This window comes from Priestia sp. J2, assembly GCF_020790095.1.
Classification (GTDB): Bacteria; Bacillota; Bacilli; order Bacillales; family Bacillaceae_H; genus Priestia; species Priestia zanthoxyli.
Genome location: NZ_CP086208.1, coordinates 388,265 through 402,500 on the forward strand (window position 1 = coordinate 388,265; position 14,236 = coordinate 402,500).

At 38.1% G+C, this 14,236-nt stretch carries 16 protein-coding genes and 1 rRNA gene (1 of these 17 only partly in view); 13 read left to right on the plus strand and 4 right to left on the minus strand.

The window, feature by feature from the left end:
* Window positions 1-34: 34 nt before the first annotated feature.
* Entirely contained in the window at window positions 35-259 is a 225-nt protein-coding gene (locus LJY09_RS02050; protein ID WP_014461827.1) for a hypothetical protein, read from the minus strand.
* Window positions 260-375: 116 nt separating this feature from the next.
* On the opposite strand from LJY09_RS02050, the gene fabL reads away from it, so the two are divergent.
* The 5 genes from fabL to LJY09_RS02075 all read left to right on the plus strand — a co-directional run bounded on the left by fabL (window position 376) and on the right by LJY09_RS02075 (window position 4,619).
* On the plus strand, window positions 376-1,125 hold the full coding sequence (fabL, locus tag LJY09_RS02055) for an enoyl-[acyl-carrier-protein] reductase FabL (RefSeq protein WP_228307472.1): 750 nt from the start codon (window positions 376-378) through the stop codon (window positions 1,123-1,125).
* A gap of 97 nt (window positions 1,126-1,222) precedes the next feature.
* Window positions 1,223-1,516, plus strand: a complete 294-nt coding sequence (locus LJY09_RS02060; protein WP_028412428.1) for a gamma-type small acid-soluble spore protein — start codon at window positions 1,223-1,225, stop codon at window positions 1,514-1,516.
* 189 nt (window positions 1,517-1,705) lie between these two features.
* A complete protein-coding gene (locus tag LJY09_RS02065; RefSeq protein ID WP_014461824.1) occupies window positions 1,706-1,966 on the plus strand; it encodes a YgaB family protein in 261 nt (86 codons plus the stop codon).
* 195 nt (window positions 1,967-2,161) lie between these two features.
* Window positions 2,162-2,698, plus strand: coding sequence for a nucleoside tri-diphosphate phosphatase (locus tag LJY09_RS02070; protein WP_013055163.1), 537 nt, complete (start codon window positions 2,162-2,164; stop codon window positions 2,696-2,698).
* A gap of 169 nt (window positions 2,699-2,867) precedes the next feature.
* Window positions 2,868-4,619, plus strand: a complete 1,752-nt coding sequence (locus tag LJY09_RS02075; protein WP_013081549.1) for an ABC transporter ATP-binding protein — start codon at window positions 2,868-2,870, stop codon at window positions 4,617-4,619.
* Between the two features lie 35 nt (window positions 4,620-4,654).
* Here the strand turns inward: LJY09_RS02075 and LJY09_RS02080 are convergent, their stop codons facing one another.
* Window positions 4,655-5,743, minus strand: a complete 1,089-nt coding sequence (locus tag LJY09_RS02080; RefSeq protein ID WP_028412427.1) for an FUSC family protein — start codon at window positions 5,741-5,743, stop codon at window positions 4,655-4,657.
* A 327-nt stretch (window positions 5,744-6,070) separates the two neighbouring features.
* Complete coding sequence (locus LJY09_RS02085) at window positions 6,071-7,369, minus strand: glutamate-1-semialdehyde 2,1-aminomutase (protein ID WP_028412426.1); 1,299 nt, start codon at window positions 7,367-7,369, stop codon at window positions 6,071-6,073.
* A gap of 202 nt (window positions 7,370-7,571) precedes the next feature.
* On the opposite strand from LJY09_RS02085, the gene LJY09_RS02090 reads away from it, so the two are divergent.
* The 6 genes from LJY09_RS02090 (at window position 7,572) to perR (ending at window position 11,878) form a co-directional block, all read left to right on the plus strand.
* Window positions 7,572-8,585 (plus strand): ABC transporter ATP-binding protein, encoded by a 1,014-nt coding sequence (locus LJY09_RS02090; RefSeq protein WP_028412425.1) that lies wholly within the window; start codon window positions 7,572-7,574, stop codon window positions 8,583-8,585.
* Window positions 8,578-9,369, plus strand: coding sequence for an ABC transporter permease (locus LJY09_RS02095; RefSeq protein ID WP_013055168.1), 792 nt, complete (start codon window positions 8,578-8,580; stop codon window positions 9,367-9,369). Before LJY09_RS02090 ends, LJY09_RS02095 begins: the two co-directional genes overlap by 8 nt.
* Window positions 9,370-9,378: 9 nt before the next feature.
* Window positions 9,379-10,164: an ABC transporter permease gene (locus LJY09_RS02100; protein WP_013055169.1), complete on the plus strand. Its 786-nt coding sequence runs from the start codon at window positions 9,379-9,381 to the stop codon at window positions 10,162-10,164.
* Window positions 10,165-10,256: 92 nt separating this feature from the next.
* Window positions 10,257-10,649 carry an ion channel gene (locus LJY09_RS02105; protein ID WP_013081554.1) on the plus strand — a complete coding sequence of 131 codons (393 nt, stop codon included), beginning with the start codon at window positions 10,257-10,259 and terminating at the stop codon, window positions 10,647-10,649.
* A gap of 69 nt (window positions 10,650-10,718) precedes the next feature.
* Window positions 10,719-11,189 carry a thioredoxin-dependent thiol peroxidase gene (gene bcp, locus LJY09_RS02110; protein WP_028412424.1) on the plus strand — a complete coding sequence of 157 codons (471 nt, stop codon included), beginning with the start codon at window positions 10,719-10,721 and terminating at the stop codon, window positions 11,187-11,189.
* Between the two features lie 254 nt (window positions 11,190-11,443).
* Window positions 11,444-11,878 carry a peroxide-responsive transcriptional repressor PerR gene (gene perR / locus LJY09_RS02115; RefSeq protein WP_013055172.1) on the plus strand — a complete coding sequence of 145 codons (435 nt, stop codon included), beginning with the start codon at window positions 11,444-11,446 and terminating at the stop codon, window positions 11,876-11,878.
* Window positions 11,879-11,900: 22 nt separating this feature from the next.
* Here perR and LJY09_RS02120 read toward each other — a convergent pair whose 3' ends face one another.
* A complete protein-coding gene (locus LJY09_RS02120) occupies window positions 11,901-12,260 on the minus strand; it encodes a YgzB family protein (RefSeq protein WP_014461817.1) in 360 nt (119 codons plus the stop codon).
* A 222-nt stretch (window positions 12,261-12,482) separates the two neighbouring features.
* Here LJY09_RS02120 and LJY09_RS02125 point away from each other — a divergent pair, with 222 nt between their 5' ends.
* Both LJY09_RS02125 and LJY09_RS02130 read left to right on the plus strand, forming a co-directional pair.
* Complete coding sequence (locus LJY09_RS02125; protein ID WP_013055174.1) at window positions 12,483-13,349, plus strand: nucleotidyltransferase-like protein; 867 nt, start codon at window positions 12,483-12,485, stop codon at window positions 13,347-13,349.
* Between the two features lie 343 nt (window positions 13,350-13,692).
* A 16S ribosomal RNA gene (locus LJY09_RS02130) occupies window positions 13,693-14,236 on the plus strand; it runs 1,008 nt beyond the window's last position.

The following is a 14,236-nucleotide window of genomic DNA, read 5'->3' on the forward strand; positions in this document are numbered from 1 at the left end:
AAGAAGCGTGGATAAACTCCGCGCTTCTTTTTATTTAATCATATGATACGTGCGTGCCGTGTGTATAATCTGCTTCGTGGCGCTGTAACCCGCCTCGTGCTTCAATTTCTTTAATAATTTGCTGATGAATACTTTGTCCTTCAGCATTTAAATACGGCGTCATTTGCTGTAAAGAGTGATGGAAAAACGCAAGCTCGCTGTCTTTCCACTCGCTTTTAGAAATCATTGAAAGAGCCGTCATGTCTCGACCTACATACATTCTATTCACCTCGTTCATTTTATCAAGTTTTATCTATTTTCCCTATATTACTTGTTTCTTATGCGATAAAATCAGTACAATGTAAAGATAATATGATACATAAGGGAGATGACATCATGTCACAAAAGGTAGCACTAGTTACGGGAAGCAGCAGAGGTATTGGTAAAGAGATTGCCTTACGTCTTGCTAAAGAAGGATACGATATTGTATTAAACTATGCACGAAGCAAAAGTGCAGCGCAGGGAGTAGCCGAAGAAATCAAAGCATTAGGCAGAGAAGCATTAGTTGTTAAAGCAAACGTAGGAAAAGTAGAGAAAATTAAAGAAATGTTTGAGCAAATTGATGACGCATTCGGTCGCTTAGACGTATTTGTAAGTAATGCAGCTTCAGGAGTTTTACGTCCTATTATGGAATTAGAAGAAACTCACTGGAATTGGACAATGGACATCAATAGCAAAGGATATTTATTCTGTGCACAAGAAGCGGCTAAACGTATGGAAAAAGTAGGCGGAGGAAAGATTGTTACCATCAGTTCGCTCGGTTCTATTCGCTATTTGGAAAATTATACAACAGTAGGCGTGTCAAAAGCTGCTGTAGAAGCATTGACCCGCTATTTAGCAGTGGAGCTTGCTCCAAAAAATATTGTGGTAAATGCTGTATCTGGAGGTGCTGTGGATACAGAAGCATTAAAGCACTTCCCAAATCGTGATGAACTGTTAGATGATGCGCGCAAACATACTCCAGCTGGTCGTATGGTGGAGCCAAAAGACATGGTAGATGCAGTGATGTTCTTAGTCTCCGATCAAGCAAATATGATTTGCGGTCAAACGCTTATTATTGACGGAGGGCGTTCACTTTTAATGTAAGGTAAATGTATTTTGTGCTTGCGCTTTAAAATACTGAAAAAAGTTTGCATACCCTATTTACCTCCCGGGCATATTAATTTTCGTGGAGGTGATTACAATGGCAAAACAAACTAACAAAACAGCATCTGGTACAAGCACACAACACGTGAAAAACCAAAATGCTCAAGCATCTAAAAACAACTTCGGTACTGAATTTGGTAGCGAAACAAATGTACAAGAAGTGAAGCAACAAAATGCACAAGCAGCGGCAAACAAAAGCCAAAATGCTCAAGCATCTAAAAACAACTTCGGTACTGAATTTGCTAGCGAAACAAGTGCTCAAGAAGTGAGACAACAAAACGCACAAGCTGAAGCAAAGAAAAACCAAAACGCTGGTAAATACCAAGGTTAATATCAAAAGCGAACTTAACGTCTTTCAAACGGCGATGTTAAGTTCGCTTTTTCTTATATAAAAAGCAACAAAGTATGACAAAACTTCTTGAAACTTTACACAACTCGTCAAAGGAATCTGTCTCACCTAAACAGAATGTTAACAGAAGTGCCGCGTGTATGGTTAAAGCAAATAGGGAGGAGCTATCGTATGAAAAAATTTGATCAGCTAGTGACTCAACAATTGGAGACCATGGATCAACTTCTGTTTTTGCAGTCTGAGATTGAGCGCTGTCAGGAAATCGAAGGTGAACTAGTAAAACTTCATGAAGAAGCAAAACTTCATTCTGTGCAAGATGAAATTAGTGAAATGAAGCTAAAATTAAAAGAGATTCAATTGACGTTTGAAGCACAAACCGAAGACATTATTCGTACATATAAAAGTGAAGGGGCTTGCTCTACACTTGCTTAATGAACATTGATGTGTCACTTCCTCTCTTTTTTAAGGCTGCTAAGCAAAGGAAAAGTAGGGGGAGTGACTTTTTTGAACTCAAGAAGGTTAGCACATTTGTGTTAAAATGAGAGAGAAACCGTTATAATAAACATAAGACAAATGGAGACGTTATATGAATTTTTTTAAGTGCTAAAATGAAAGTAGGTATTGGAGATGGGAATTCCGGTGGAAGGAGAAACAATTCAAATACACAGCTACAAGCATAATGGACATATTCATCGCGTGTGGGATCGGACAACCGTATTAAAAGCAACCAATAACTTAGTGATTGGAGGAAATGATCGTACAGTCGTTACAGAATCAGATGGACGAACATGGGTCACAAGAGAGCCGGCAATTTGTTATTTTCATGCTCAGCAGTGGTTTAACGTCATTGGGATGATCCGTGAAGATGGAATTTATTATTACTGCAATATCAGTTCGCCGTTCATTTATGATGACAATGAAGCGCTCAAATATATTGATTATGATTTAGATATTAAAGTCTATCCAGATATGACATACACCCTTCTTGATGAAGATGAATATGAGAAGCATCGAAAAGAAATGAATTATCCAGAAGTGATTGACCGTATTTTACATAATCACGTCGAGGAGTTAAAAGGTTGGATTCGACAGCGAAAAGGCCCGTTTGCTCCAGATTTCATTGACATTTGGTATGAACGTTTTTTAACATATCGGCATTCTTGATGAATGAGCTAGAGAACATTATGTTAGGCCGTCTAAAGCTGACTGTTTGATATAATGTTCTTTTTGGCGTTATGGTCGCCATCTTTTAGAAGAGATAAAAGCACTAAAAAATCGACGCGTGTACATATACTAAGAAAGCTTGCCCTCATAGATAGAAAGGGGAGATTTTATGGGAAGTATAAGACGCTACATGAAGTTTGTACAGCCATACAAATGGCAAATTGTCGGCACTGTCTTAATTGGTATTATTAAATTTGCTATTCCTTTATTAATTCCGCTGCTTTTGAAATATGTTTTGGACGATATCGTAAATGGACATGGCATGTCTTCCTCTGAAAAAGTTCATAAAATGGTGACGATTATGGGGATTTCGTTTGTTATATTTTTAGTGTTAAGACCTCCCATTGAATATTACAGGCAGTATTATGCTCAGTGGGTATCGAGCAAAGTATTATATGATATTCGGGATCAGCTGTTTAGCCATATTCAAAAGCTTAGCTTGCGTTACTATGCAAACACGCGAGCGGGTGAAGTGATTTCACGAGTCATTAATGATGTAGAGCAAACAAAAAACTTTGTTATCACAGGCTTAATGAACGTATGGCTTGATATGATGACGATTGTAATAGCCATTGTGATTATGTTTACGATGAATGTACCTTTAACACTGGTATCGATTATTTTGCTGCCGGTTTATGCGTTCTCTGTAAAATATTTTTACAGTCGTCTGCGCCATTTAACGCGAGTCCGTTCGCAGGCTTTAGCGGAAGTACAGGGTCACTTGCATGAAAGGGTTCAAGGAATCTCTGTTATTCGCAGCTTTGCTATTGAGCCTCATGAGCAGAAACAATTTGATAAGCAAAATTCAAATTTTCTACAAAAAGCAATCAATCATACGAATTGGAATGCCAAAACATTTGCAGTAGTGAACACCATTACCGATTTGGCACCTTTAATCGTGATTACATTTGCTGGATATCAAGTCATCACAGAAAGTCTTAGCGTAGGAACGATGGTAGCATTTGTGGCCTATATTGACCGCTTGTATAATCCGCTTCGCCGCTTGGTCAATTCATCGACTACGCTCACGCAGTCTGTTGCATCTATGGACCGGGTGTTTGAGTTCATTGATGAAGAATACGATATTACAGACAAGAAAGATGCAAAAGAATGTACTGAGCTTCATGGAAAGGTGCAGTTTGAGCACGTTTCATTTGCTTATGAAGAAGAAGAAAAACCTGTGATTCATGATATTAATTTAGATGTAGAAAAAGGAAAATCCGTTGCGTTTGTTGGAATGAGCGGAGGAGGGAAATCCACGCTTATCAGCTTAATTCCGCGCTTTTATGATGTGACAGAGGGGAAAATTCTCATTGATGACATTGATATCAAAACCTATAAAGTACGCAGCCTGCGAGATAAGATTGGAATCGTCCTGCAGGATACGGTGTTGTTTAGTGACACGGTTAAAAACAATATACTGCTTGGAAAGCCAGGAGCGACAGATGAAGAAGTAATTGCTGCGGCAAAAGCCGCAAATGCCCACGATTTTATTATGAATTTGCCCGAAGGATATGATACAAAAGTGGGAGAGCGGGGAATGAAGCTATCAGGGGGACAAAAGCAGCGTATTTCCATTTCGCGCGTATTTTTAAAAAATCCAGCTATTCTTATTTTTGATGAAGCCACTTCAGCTCTAGATTTGGAAAGTGAGCACTATATTCAAGAAGCATTAGCTGAACTAGCAAAAGACCGTACGACTTTCATTGTAGCCCACCGTTTATCTACAATTACTCATGTTGATGAAATTGTACTTTTAGAAAATGGAAGAGTAGTCGAACGAGGTTCTCATGAGGAGTTAATTAAGAAAAAAGGTCATTACTATCAGCTCTTTAACGTTCAGCAGCTTGATACAATTTAAAAACACCACCTATTGTCTAACAATAGGTGGTGTTTTTAATCTTCTTGTCGCTGATGATTAATATCAAATGAGTTATCATCTTTGTGATAGTTTTGGAACGTATCAATCAGCTTATCAAGATGCTCTAACTCTTCACTATACTCAATGATGACGGAAATTAAAGGGAAGATATGATAAATAATCTTATTCTCTTCATCATTATCGTATATTTTGTACTGCATAAATTTATCGATTAAAGCTCGTTTTCCAACGCAGGCTTCGTTTGGTACAGTAGTGGTTGGCTGTACGCGTAATTTCCCAATGAATTTTAATAATACTTGCTCATGATACATTAACAGGCACTCAACTTCAGATTTGATTAAATCTTGAAATTGCTGCGGCATGACTTGAAGGTCATTTTCCACTCGATGAAGTAGTTTCAGGGTTGTAAGAGCGCGTGTTGTAACGGTAATCATTTGACGAAATAAAACGAGCTTGCGTGACTTAACAAAACGTTTTTTGGTTGAATAAGTGCGTTCTTCTTTGTAAAAATCGAAAAGTTGATTCATTTTAGCCACATTGTCTTTCATTTTTTCAATGTCTTCTTTTAACAATGTGTGCTCAGATGCGTGATAAAGATTCATGCGAATCCATTTAATAATTTCTTCCGTTGTGCTTACAATTTTATAATACAGCTTTGTTTCATACTTTGGCGGAATAAAAATAAGATTGACAATAAATGCTGAGAATACCCCAAGTAACACTGTACCAAAGCGTATAAGCGCATATTCAACGAAATTATCTCCTGGATTTTCCATGATTGCAATTACTGTCACAAGCGCAAGCCCAATTGTATTATTAATACGTAATTTTAAGTTGACTGCGATGACAACAACAGCGGTAAAACCAATAATGATGGGGTGGGTACCAAAAATAAGTCCAAAACAAACTGCAGAAGCAGCTCCAATCACATTCGCCTGTATTTGCTCCAATATTGTTAAATAAGATCTGTAAATAGACGGTTGAATTGCAAAAACTGCCGCAATTGCCGCAAATATTGGAGATGGTAAACTTAGAAATTCACCTAATAACAATGAAAGTGTAATGGCAATTCCCGTTTTTAAGATGCGGGCACCAAGTTTCATGTGCGTTCGTAGTTCCTTTCTGTAAAAAAGTTTTTTCGTTATGAAGAATGTTCCCCAAAACAAATGATAAATTGCAAAAATCAATCCTTCTTTATTACATAACCTGTTGGAAATAATATAAACAATAACATACTATACAAGGTTTAAGAATGGATATCAAGAGAAAACAAGCAGAAAAATAAGGGTATTTCTCGGGATTTTTCGACAGGATGACAAAAAGGAGATGACGCGTAAGAAATGGTTATGAAAGGTGGGAATGTTCTATAAGGAAACCCAAAGGCAAGATAAAAAAGCACTCATTTTCAAACGAGTGCTTTAGAGTAAAAATTAGCGTTCTTCACTTAACTGTTTAAATGCTTTTTCTACAGCTTCTAAAGTGTCGGTAATATCTTTTTCTGTATGAGCTGTAGTAAGGAACCATGCTTCATATTTCGAAGGAGCTAAGTTGACGCCTTGGTGGAGCATTAGTTTAAAGAAGCGTGCGAATAATTCGCCGTCTGTATTTTCTGCTTGTTCATAGTTTTTAACCGTTTCTGTTGTAAAGTAGAGAGTAAGAGCGCCTTTTAATCGATTGATCGTAATAGGCATGTTATATGTACGAGCATGTTTTAAAATACCTTCTTCGAGCATCGCCCCTAGCTTATCTAGCTGTTCATAAACACCTTCTTGCTTTAGTACTTCCAGGCAAGCAATCCCAGAAAGAATAGACGCTGGGTTTCCTGCCATTGTACCTGCTTGATAAGCCGGTCCAAGCGGCGCCACTTTTTCCATGATTTCTTTTTTACCGCCGTAGGCTCCGATTGGAAGACCTCCGCCGATGATTTTTCCAAATGCAGTCAGATCAGGTTTTACACCAAGTAAATCTTGAGCTCCGCCGTACATAAAGCGAAATGCTGTAATCACTTCATCATAAATAACAAGTGCTCCAGCTTCGTGAGTTAATTCGTTAACTTGTTCTAAAAAGCCAGGTTCTGGCTCAACAATTCCGAAGTTTCCAACGATTGGTTCTACTAAAACAGCTGCAATTTGATCGCCCCATTTTTCTAATGCTTCCTTGTAAGGCTCAATATCGTTAAAAGGAACTGTGATGACTTCATTAGCGATACTTTTTGGTACACCTGCAGAGTCAGGAGTTCCGAGCGTAGAAGGGCCAGATCCAGCTGCTACCAATACAAGGTCGGAATGGCCGTGATAGCAACCTGCAAATTTAATGATTTTATCGCGTCCAGTATAAGCGCGTGCTACACGGATTGTTGTCATAACTGCTTCTGTTCCAGAGTTGACGAAGCGCACTTTATCTAATGCGGGCATCGCTTCTTTGAGCATTTTAGCAAATGTGACTTCATGAGCAGTTGGCGTACCGTAAAGAACACCAGTTTCAGCTGCTTTTGTAATAGCTTTCGTGATATGAGGATGAGCGTGTCCTGTAATAATAGGGCCGTAAGCTGCTAAATAGTCAATATATTTATTTCCATCGACGTCCCAGAAATAAGCTCCGCTTGCCTTTTCCATTGCAACAGGCGCTCCGCCTCCTACGGCTTTATATGAACGTGAAGGGCTGTTAACGCCGCCTACAATATGTTCGAGCGCTTCAGCGTGTAATTGTTCTGATTTTGTAAATTGCATGTTATGCCTCCTAATGAAAAGTTCAACTTCTTTATTCTATCAAACTTATTTGTTTCTTGAAAAACATTCGAGAACGTGTATGATAGAAATTTGTGAGCTAACTGCTAGAAAATAGTTCCTCATCTCGCAGAGGAGTTGCTAGCAAGGGCGCCGGAAACAATAAAAGAAACCACTAATACGTCGACGTAACGGAGGGAATACAATGAAAAATGCTATTGAGGTGAATCAACTTCGGAAAGAATTTAAAGCCTATTCTAGCCGCTCTGGCCTTAAAGGGGCATTCCGGGACTTATTTACCCGTAATTATAGAGTTATGAAAGCTGTGAACGATATTTCGTTTACCGTAAAACAAGGGGAAATGGTAGGTTATATAGGAGAAAACGGAGCGGGGAAATCGACCACAATCAAAATGCTGACAGGAATCTTAACTCCTACTTCAGGGGAGATTACCGTAAATGGAATGAATCCTCATAAAGAAAGGGAGAAGTTTGCCCAAACGATTGGAGTTGTTTTTGGTCAACGCTCTCAGCTGTGGTGGGATATTGCCGTACAAGAATCTTTTCGCTTGTTAAAAAAAGTATACAAAGTGTCAGATGAAGATTATAACGCTCATATGGAACATGTTATTCAAACGTTAGATATTGGACCGCTGCTAGATAAGCCGGTGCGAAAGCTTTCTCTAGGTCAAAGAATGCGCTGTGAGCTGGCTGCTGCTCTTATTCATAATCCGCCGCTTCTATTTTTAGATGAACCGACGATCGGTTTAGATGTGCTGGTTAAATTAAAAATCCGCCAATTTTTAAAAGAAATTAATGAAAAATATAATACGACGATTTTGCTTACGACACATGATTTAGCAGATATTGAAGCTTTATGTGAACGCGTTGTAATGCTCGATGAAGGCAGTATTATTTATGACGGATCACTGCAAAAGCTGCGTTCGAATTGGGGAGACCTTAAACAAGTCACGTTTGAATTTGGAACCGCGCCAAATAAAGAGCAGTTGAAGCTATTGACGCAAGGGATGCCTGTTAACTGGATTGAAGGTGATCAAAAATATTTGTGGACAGCGCAGCTTCAAAATAAAGGAGACTTACTGTCACAGCTGATTGCTAAAGTGGTGGCAAAGCACGAAATCAGTGATATTAACATTGAAGAAATTTCAACGGAAGAAATCATCCGCAACATTTATGAAGAAGGTGTTGTGAATGGATAAATATATAGAGATGATACGCATTCGCTTTTTAATGATGCTGGCGTATCGGACGAATTATTACAGCGGAATATTGATTTATGCGATTAATATTGGTGCTTACTACTTTTTATGGTCCGCTATTTATGGAGGAAAAGAGAATATTCAAGGGTTATCCATTACCCAAATGACAACGTATGTAGCCGTTTCATGGATGGCAAGAGCCTTTTATTTTAATAACATTGACCGTGAAATGGCAATGGAAATTAAAGATGGCAAGGTGGCAGTAGAGTTAATTAAGCCTTATAGCTACCTTGGTATGAAAACAATGCAAGGACTGGGAGAAGGGATTTTTCGGCTGCTGTTTTTCTCAGTGCCCGGTATGATTATTGTCGCGTTTTTATTTCCAGTACAGTTCTCAGCCAATGCCGCAACATGGCTTTATTTTGGACTGTCTTTAATTTTTAGTTTCATTATTAATACACAAATTAATTTATTAACGGGTATTACTACTTTCTTTCTCTTTAACAATGACGGACTCATTCGAGCGAAGCGCGTTGTTATTGATTTGTTTTCAGGACTTCTTCTGCCCATCAGTTTCTATCCTTTATGGGCGCAACATATTATGAGCTATTTCCCTTTTCAGGCCATTAGTTATATTCCGAGCATGATTTTCACAAATGGATTTAAAGGGCAGGAAGTAATAAATGCTCTTATTACACAAGCAGTTTGGTCAGGGCTTCTATTTATTCCTATTGCGTGTTTGTGGAACATAGCGAAGAAAAAAATGGTTATTCAAGGAGGGTAGTCTATGAAAATGTTTTATTTTTCGATTTTCTTTCAGTACATTAGTCAATATATGAAAACAAGGCTTCAGTATCGCACCGATATGGTAGTTGAAATCATTTCAGACTTATTGTTTCAAACAGTTAATTTGATTTTTATTTTAGTTGTATTTGGACATACTCAGTCGCTGCACGGATGGTCACGAGAGGAAATTATCTTTATTTATGGTTTCTTTTTGGTCCCTTTTGCTATTTTTTCGTCTTTCTTTAACATTTGGGATTTCAACGAGCGCTACATTGTTAAAGGTGAAATGGACCGAATTTTAACGCGGCCGATTCACAGTTTGTTTCAAGTTATTTTAGAGCGGATGGAACTGGAATCATTGTTTGGTGGTATCACAGGGATTGCCGTAATGGCTTATGCTGCGTCTTCTTTACATCTTCATTTCCAGTGGTATGATGTTTTTATTTTTCTATTGTTTATTTTAGGAGGAGCGCTTGTATACGCAGGAATTTTCATCGCCTTAGCAAGCATAGGCTTCTGGTCGGATGCCAGGACCTCTATTATGCCTACTATTTATAATATTGGAAACTACGGAAGGTATCCTGTAGATATTTATAACAATGTCATCCGATATGTTTTAACGTGGATTCTTCCTTTTGCATTTGTAGGCGTATATCCAGCTGCTTATTTCTTAGGAAGGTCAGAATGGTACGGATATGCATTTTTAACCCCGGTGATGGGAATCGTCTTTTTTGTAATCTCTATTTTCTTATGGAATACAGGTGTCAAAAAATACAGAGGAGCAGGCAATTAAATGCCTGCTCTTTTTCGTGGCTTCTGAGTAGTAATGAATGGACAAGGATGCGCGTATAGTGGTAGTAGAGTATAAATTAAAGGAGTAGAATGATGGTTATTTTTCTAATCCTCGTTATCATTGTTTTTGTAATTGGTAGTATGAAGTTTCTTTTTGAAAAAGAACTTGGAGAATTTCATTTTTTCTCAATTGGTCATTTCTTTGTCTTGTTTTATTCATATATCACAGTTTTATTGGGGTTTAGCCTTATTTATACAGTGTGTGAGATGGGAAGTATTCCAGTGTTAAGCGGAGGGTTTGAACATGAAGGTCATTACTTTTATACGCTGTTTAACAGCATGTATTTCAGCGCAGCGACGTTATTTTCAGTAGGATACGGAGATATGTATCCGGTTGGAATTGGGAAATTATTTGCAACTTTTGAAGCGTTTATCGGCTACATTATGCCTGCAATCTTTGTGATGCGAACTGTTACCCGCACTTAAACTTGTCATCTTATCTAATATTGGGTACGCTATTCAAAGAAAATGAAAAGCGTAAAGGAGCAGATAAATATGACAGCTGTAGTTGGAGAAAAAGCACCCGATTTTGTATTAATGTCTACAAATGGAGAGCAAGTATCACTCGCTTCGATGAAAGGAAAAAACGTTGTGCTGTATTTTTATCCGAAAGATATGACGCCAGGCTGTACAACGGAAGCTTGTGATTTCAGAGATCAGCATGAAAATTTTGAAGAGCTAGATGCGGTGATTTTAGGAGTGAGCCCGGATCCAATCGACAAACACCATAAGTTTATTGATAAGCACGGTCTCCCATTCTTGCTTTTAGCTGACGAAGATCACAGCGTAGCTGAAGAATATGGAGTATGGAAACTGAAAAAAAACTTTGGAAAAGAATATATGGGCATTGAACGCTCCACTTTTATCATTGATAAAGAAGGAACGCTCGTAAAAGAGTATCGCAAGGTTCGAGTAAAAGGGCATGTGGAAGAAGCTTTATCATTTATTAAAGAAAAAATGGCATAAAAACAGGCAGATAACTAGAGCAGTTTTAGTCTTTGAACATACAATATCAGTGTAGGGCATACCTCCTCAGATGTTAATATATTTAAAAGTGTGGATTGATTTCCACACTTCTTTTTTTGCATAACATATATGAATAATTTCTACTTATTACATAAAATAGGAATAGGCATCAAGTTGACAAAACGTGGGTAAAACATGTAGACTAATTATAAGAATTATAAAGTAATAATACTTATAGAAGAGGGGTGCATGACGTGTCAAATCATTTACAAGAAGCCCTTGAAACGTTAAAAGGTACTGGCGTTCGTATTACACCACAACGTCATGCTATTTTAGAGTATTTAATCAATTCTATGACACACCCAACAGCAGATGATATTTATAAAGCGCTGGAAGGTAAGTTTCCAAATATGAGTGTAGCAACCGTTTACAATAATTTAAGAGTATTTCGCGAAGTAGGTATTGTAAAGGAACTAACATACGGTGATGCATCAAGCCGGTTTGATTATGTTACAACAGAGCATTACCATGTGATTTGCGAAAGCTGCGGAAAAATTGTGGATTTTCATTATCCTGGTTTAGACGAAGTAGAAAAGCTGGCTGCTCATATTACTGACTTTGATATTAGTCACCACCGAATGGAAATTTACGGAACGTGTCCTGATTGTACGGCTAAAAAAGCGCATTAATAAGCTGATAGTAGTGATACTATCAGCTTTCTTTTTGTTTTTTTCTATTATACTTTTCATCGAATTGTTTTCCTTCAAGAGACCGGTCAAGCGTAAGCGGCTCGTTGCAATACATACACATATCTACGCGCCCTAGCATTTTGGTTTGCTTTTGACATGTAGGGCAGGTTACTTGAACTGCTTTTGTAGAAAGCATGCCAATCCAGAAATAAACGCCGGTACTAGCTACGATGCACAGTAAACCTAAAAGCATAAAAATAGTCATTAGCCAGACTGAAGACCGAAAGAAAATTCCCCCATACATAACAATGAAACCAACAAAGATCAGGCTGAGTGCAAACGTGCGAATCTTGTTAATTTTATTTGAATACTTTATCCCCATCAGTATCCCCCCTGTTACCAATATATCATAGAGTGAGACAGTGAATGGTAATAAAAATTGAATCTTCGGAAAATTATCCGTAGTTTTTGAGCTTTCTGAATGATTTCCATAATTCTGAGTGGGATATCCGTTATACATCGTATATAATAAAAAAAGAAATCTTAGTCCATAGCCTTTAAAATTTTGAAAAATATTTGTCTATTACAGTTAGGAGAGCTCAAAATGGAAGATGTTTTACGGCCAATATATCAAGAAAGAGCTAGCAATAAAGACACACTCGGTATTTTACTGATTGAAAAAAAGAAATCAGAATCTCCAGTGACGGATAATTTGGATGCTATCTTATTTATTGTGACCAAAACCACAGAAACTTCTCTTTTTATTAAACAATACGAATATGAAAATGAGCGTGCTGCACTTTATATGGCTTCTGAACAGCAAATGAGTGAATGGATTATGAATGGGACGAACCGCCGTATTATTGATTGGATCTTAAATGGTAAAGTGCTATTTGATCGAAACGAATATATGGAAAACTTAAAGAAACGCTTAATTGATTTCCCTAGAGAAGATCGGACAAAGAGAATAGGTGTCGAGTTTGCTAAGTTGATTCGCCGATTTAAAGAAGGAAAAGACTTTTATGCGTCTAATCATTATTTAGATGCATTCAATCATGTCATTCATGCTCTTCATCATTTAGCACGACTGTCTGTGTTGGAAAATGGATTTCACCCAGAAGTGACAGTGTGGAACCAAGTGAAAAAAATAGAACCTGAAATTCATCGTCTTTACGAAGAGCTAATTATTAGCCAAGAAGAGGTTAGCAAGCGTTTGGAGCTGCTTTTCTTAGCAAGTGAATTTCTAGTCAATAAAAAAACTGAATTGGGTGCGAAGCATCTTGTTCATATTATGAAAAGTGAAAAGCAGGAATGGACGTTTAATGAACTTGTTCACCATCCCGAAATACGCCCTTATGCTATTGACTTAGGAATACTCCTTGAGTTTTTAATTGAAAAAGATATCATTATGGTAAAAAAAGTAGAAACCAAAGGAAAGAGTTTGTACCATAGACACTATGTGGCGAAATGATAGAGAGAGAAAGGGTATCTGATACGGTATGGTTATGACGTATAGATGCCCTGACACATGATTTTATAGTCTGGATAAAAGGTTTTTCTAAAAAAACACGATTTATTTTAAAAAATCTATTGACGCTTTAAAATATCCGTGGTAAATTTATATACGTCGCTGATGAGCGATACTAAATTTATCAAAAACTTGAAAAAACTTCTTAAAAAAGTTGTTGACAAGAAAGAGATAAACTGGTAAGATTAAAAAGTCGCTTAAGAGCGGCGCTTGAACTTTGAAAACTGAACAAAGCGACAAACGTCAACGTTAATTTTTATTTTTTAAAATGAGCAAGTCAAACATTTCTTCGGAGAGTTTGATCCTGGCTCAGGATGAACGCTGGCGGCGTGCCTAATACATGCAAGTCGAGCGAACTGATTAGAAGCTTGCTTCTATGACGTTAGCGGCGGACGGGTGAGTAACACGTGGGCAACCTGCCTGTAAGACTGGGATAACTTCGGGAAACCGAAGCTAATACCGGATAGGATCTTCTCCTTCATGGGAGATGATTGAAAGATGGTTTCGGCTATCACTTACAGATGGGCCCGCGGTGCATTAGCTAGTTGGTGAGGTAACGGCTCACCAAGGCAACGATGCATAGCCGACCTGAGAGGGTGATCGGCCACACTGGGACTGAGACACGGCCCAGACTCCTACGGGAGGCAGCAGTAGGGAATCTTCCGCAATGGACGAAAGTCTGACGGAGCAACGCCGCGTGAGTGATGAAGGCTTTCGGGTCGTAAAACTCTGTTGTTAGGGAAGAACAAGTACGAGAGTAACTGCTCGTACCTTGACGGTACCTAACCAGAAAGCCACGGCTAACTACGTGCCAGCAGCCGCGGTAATAC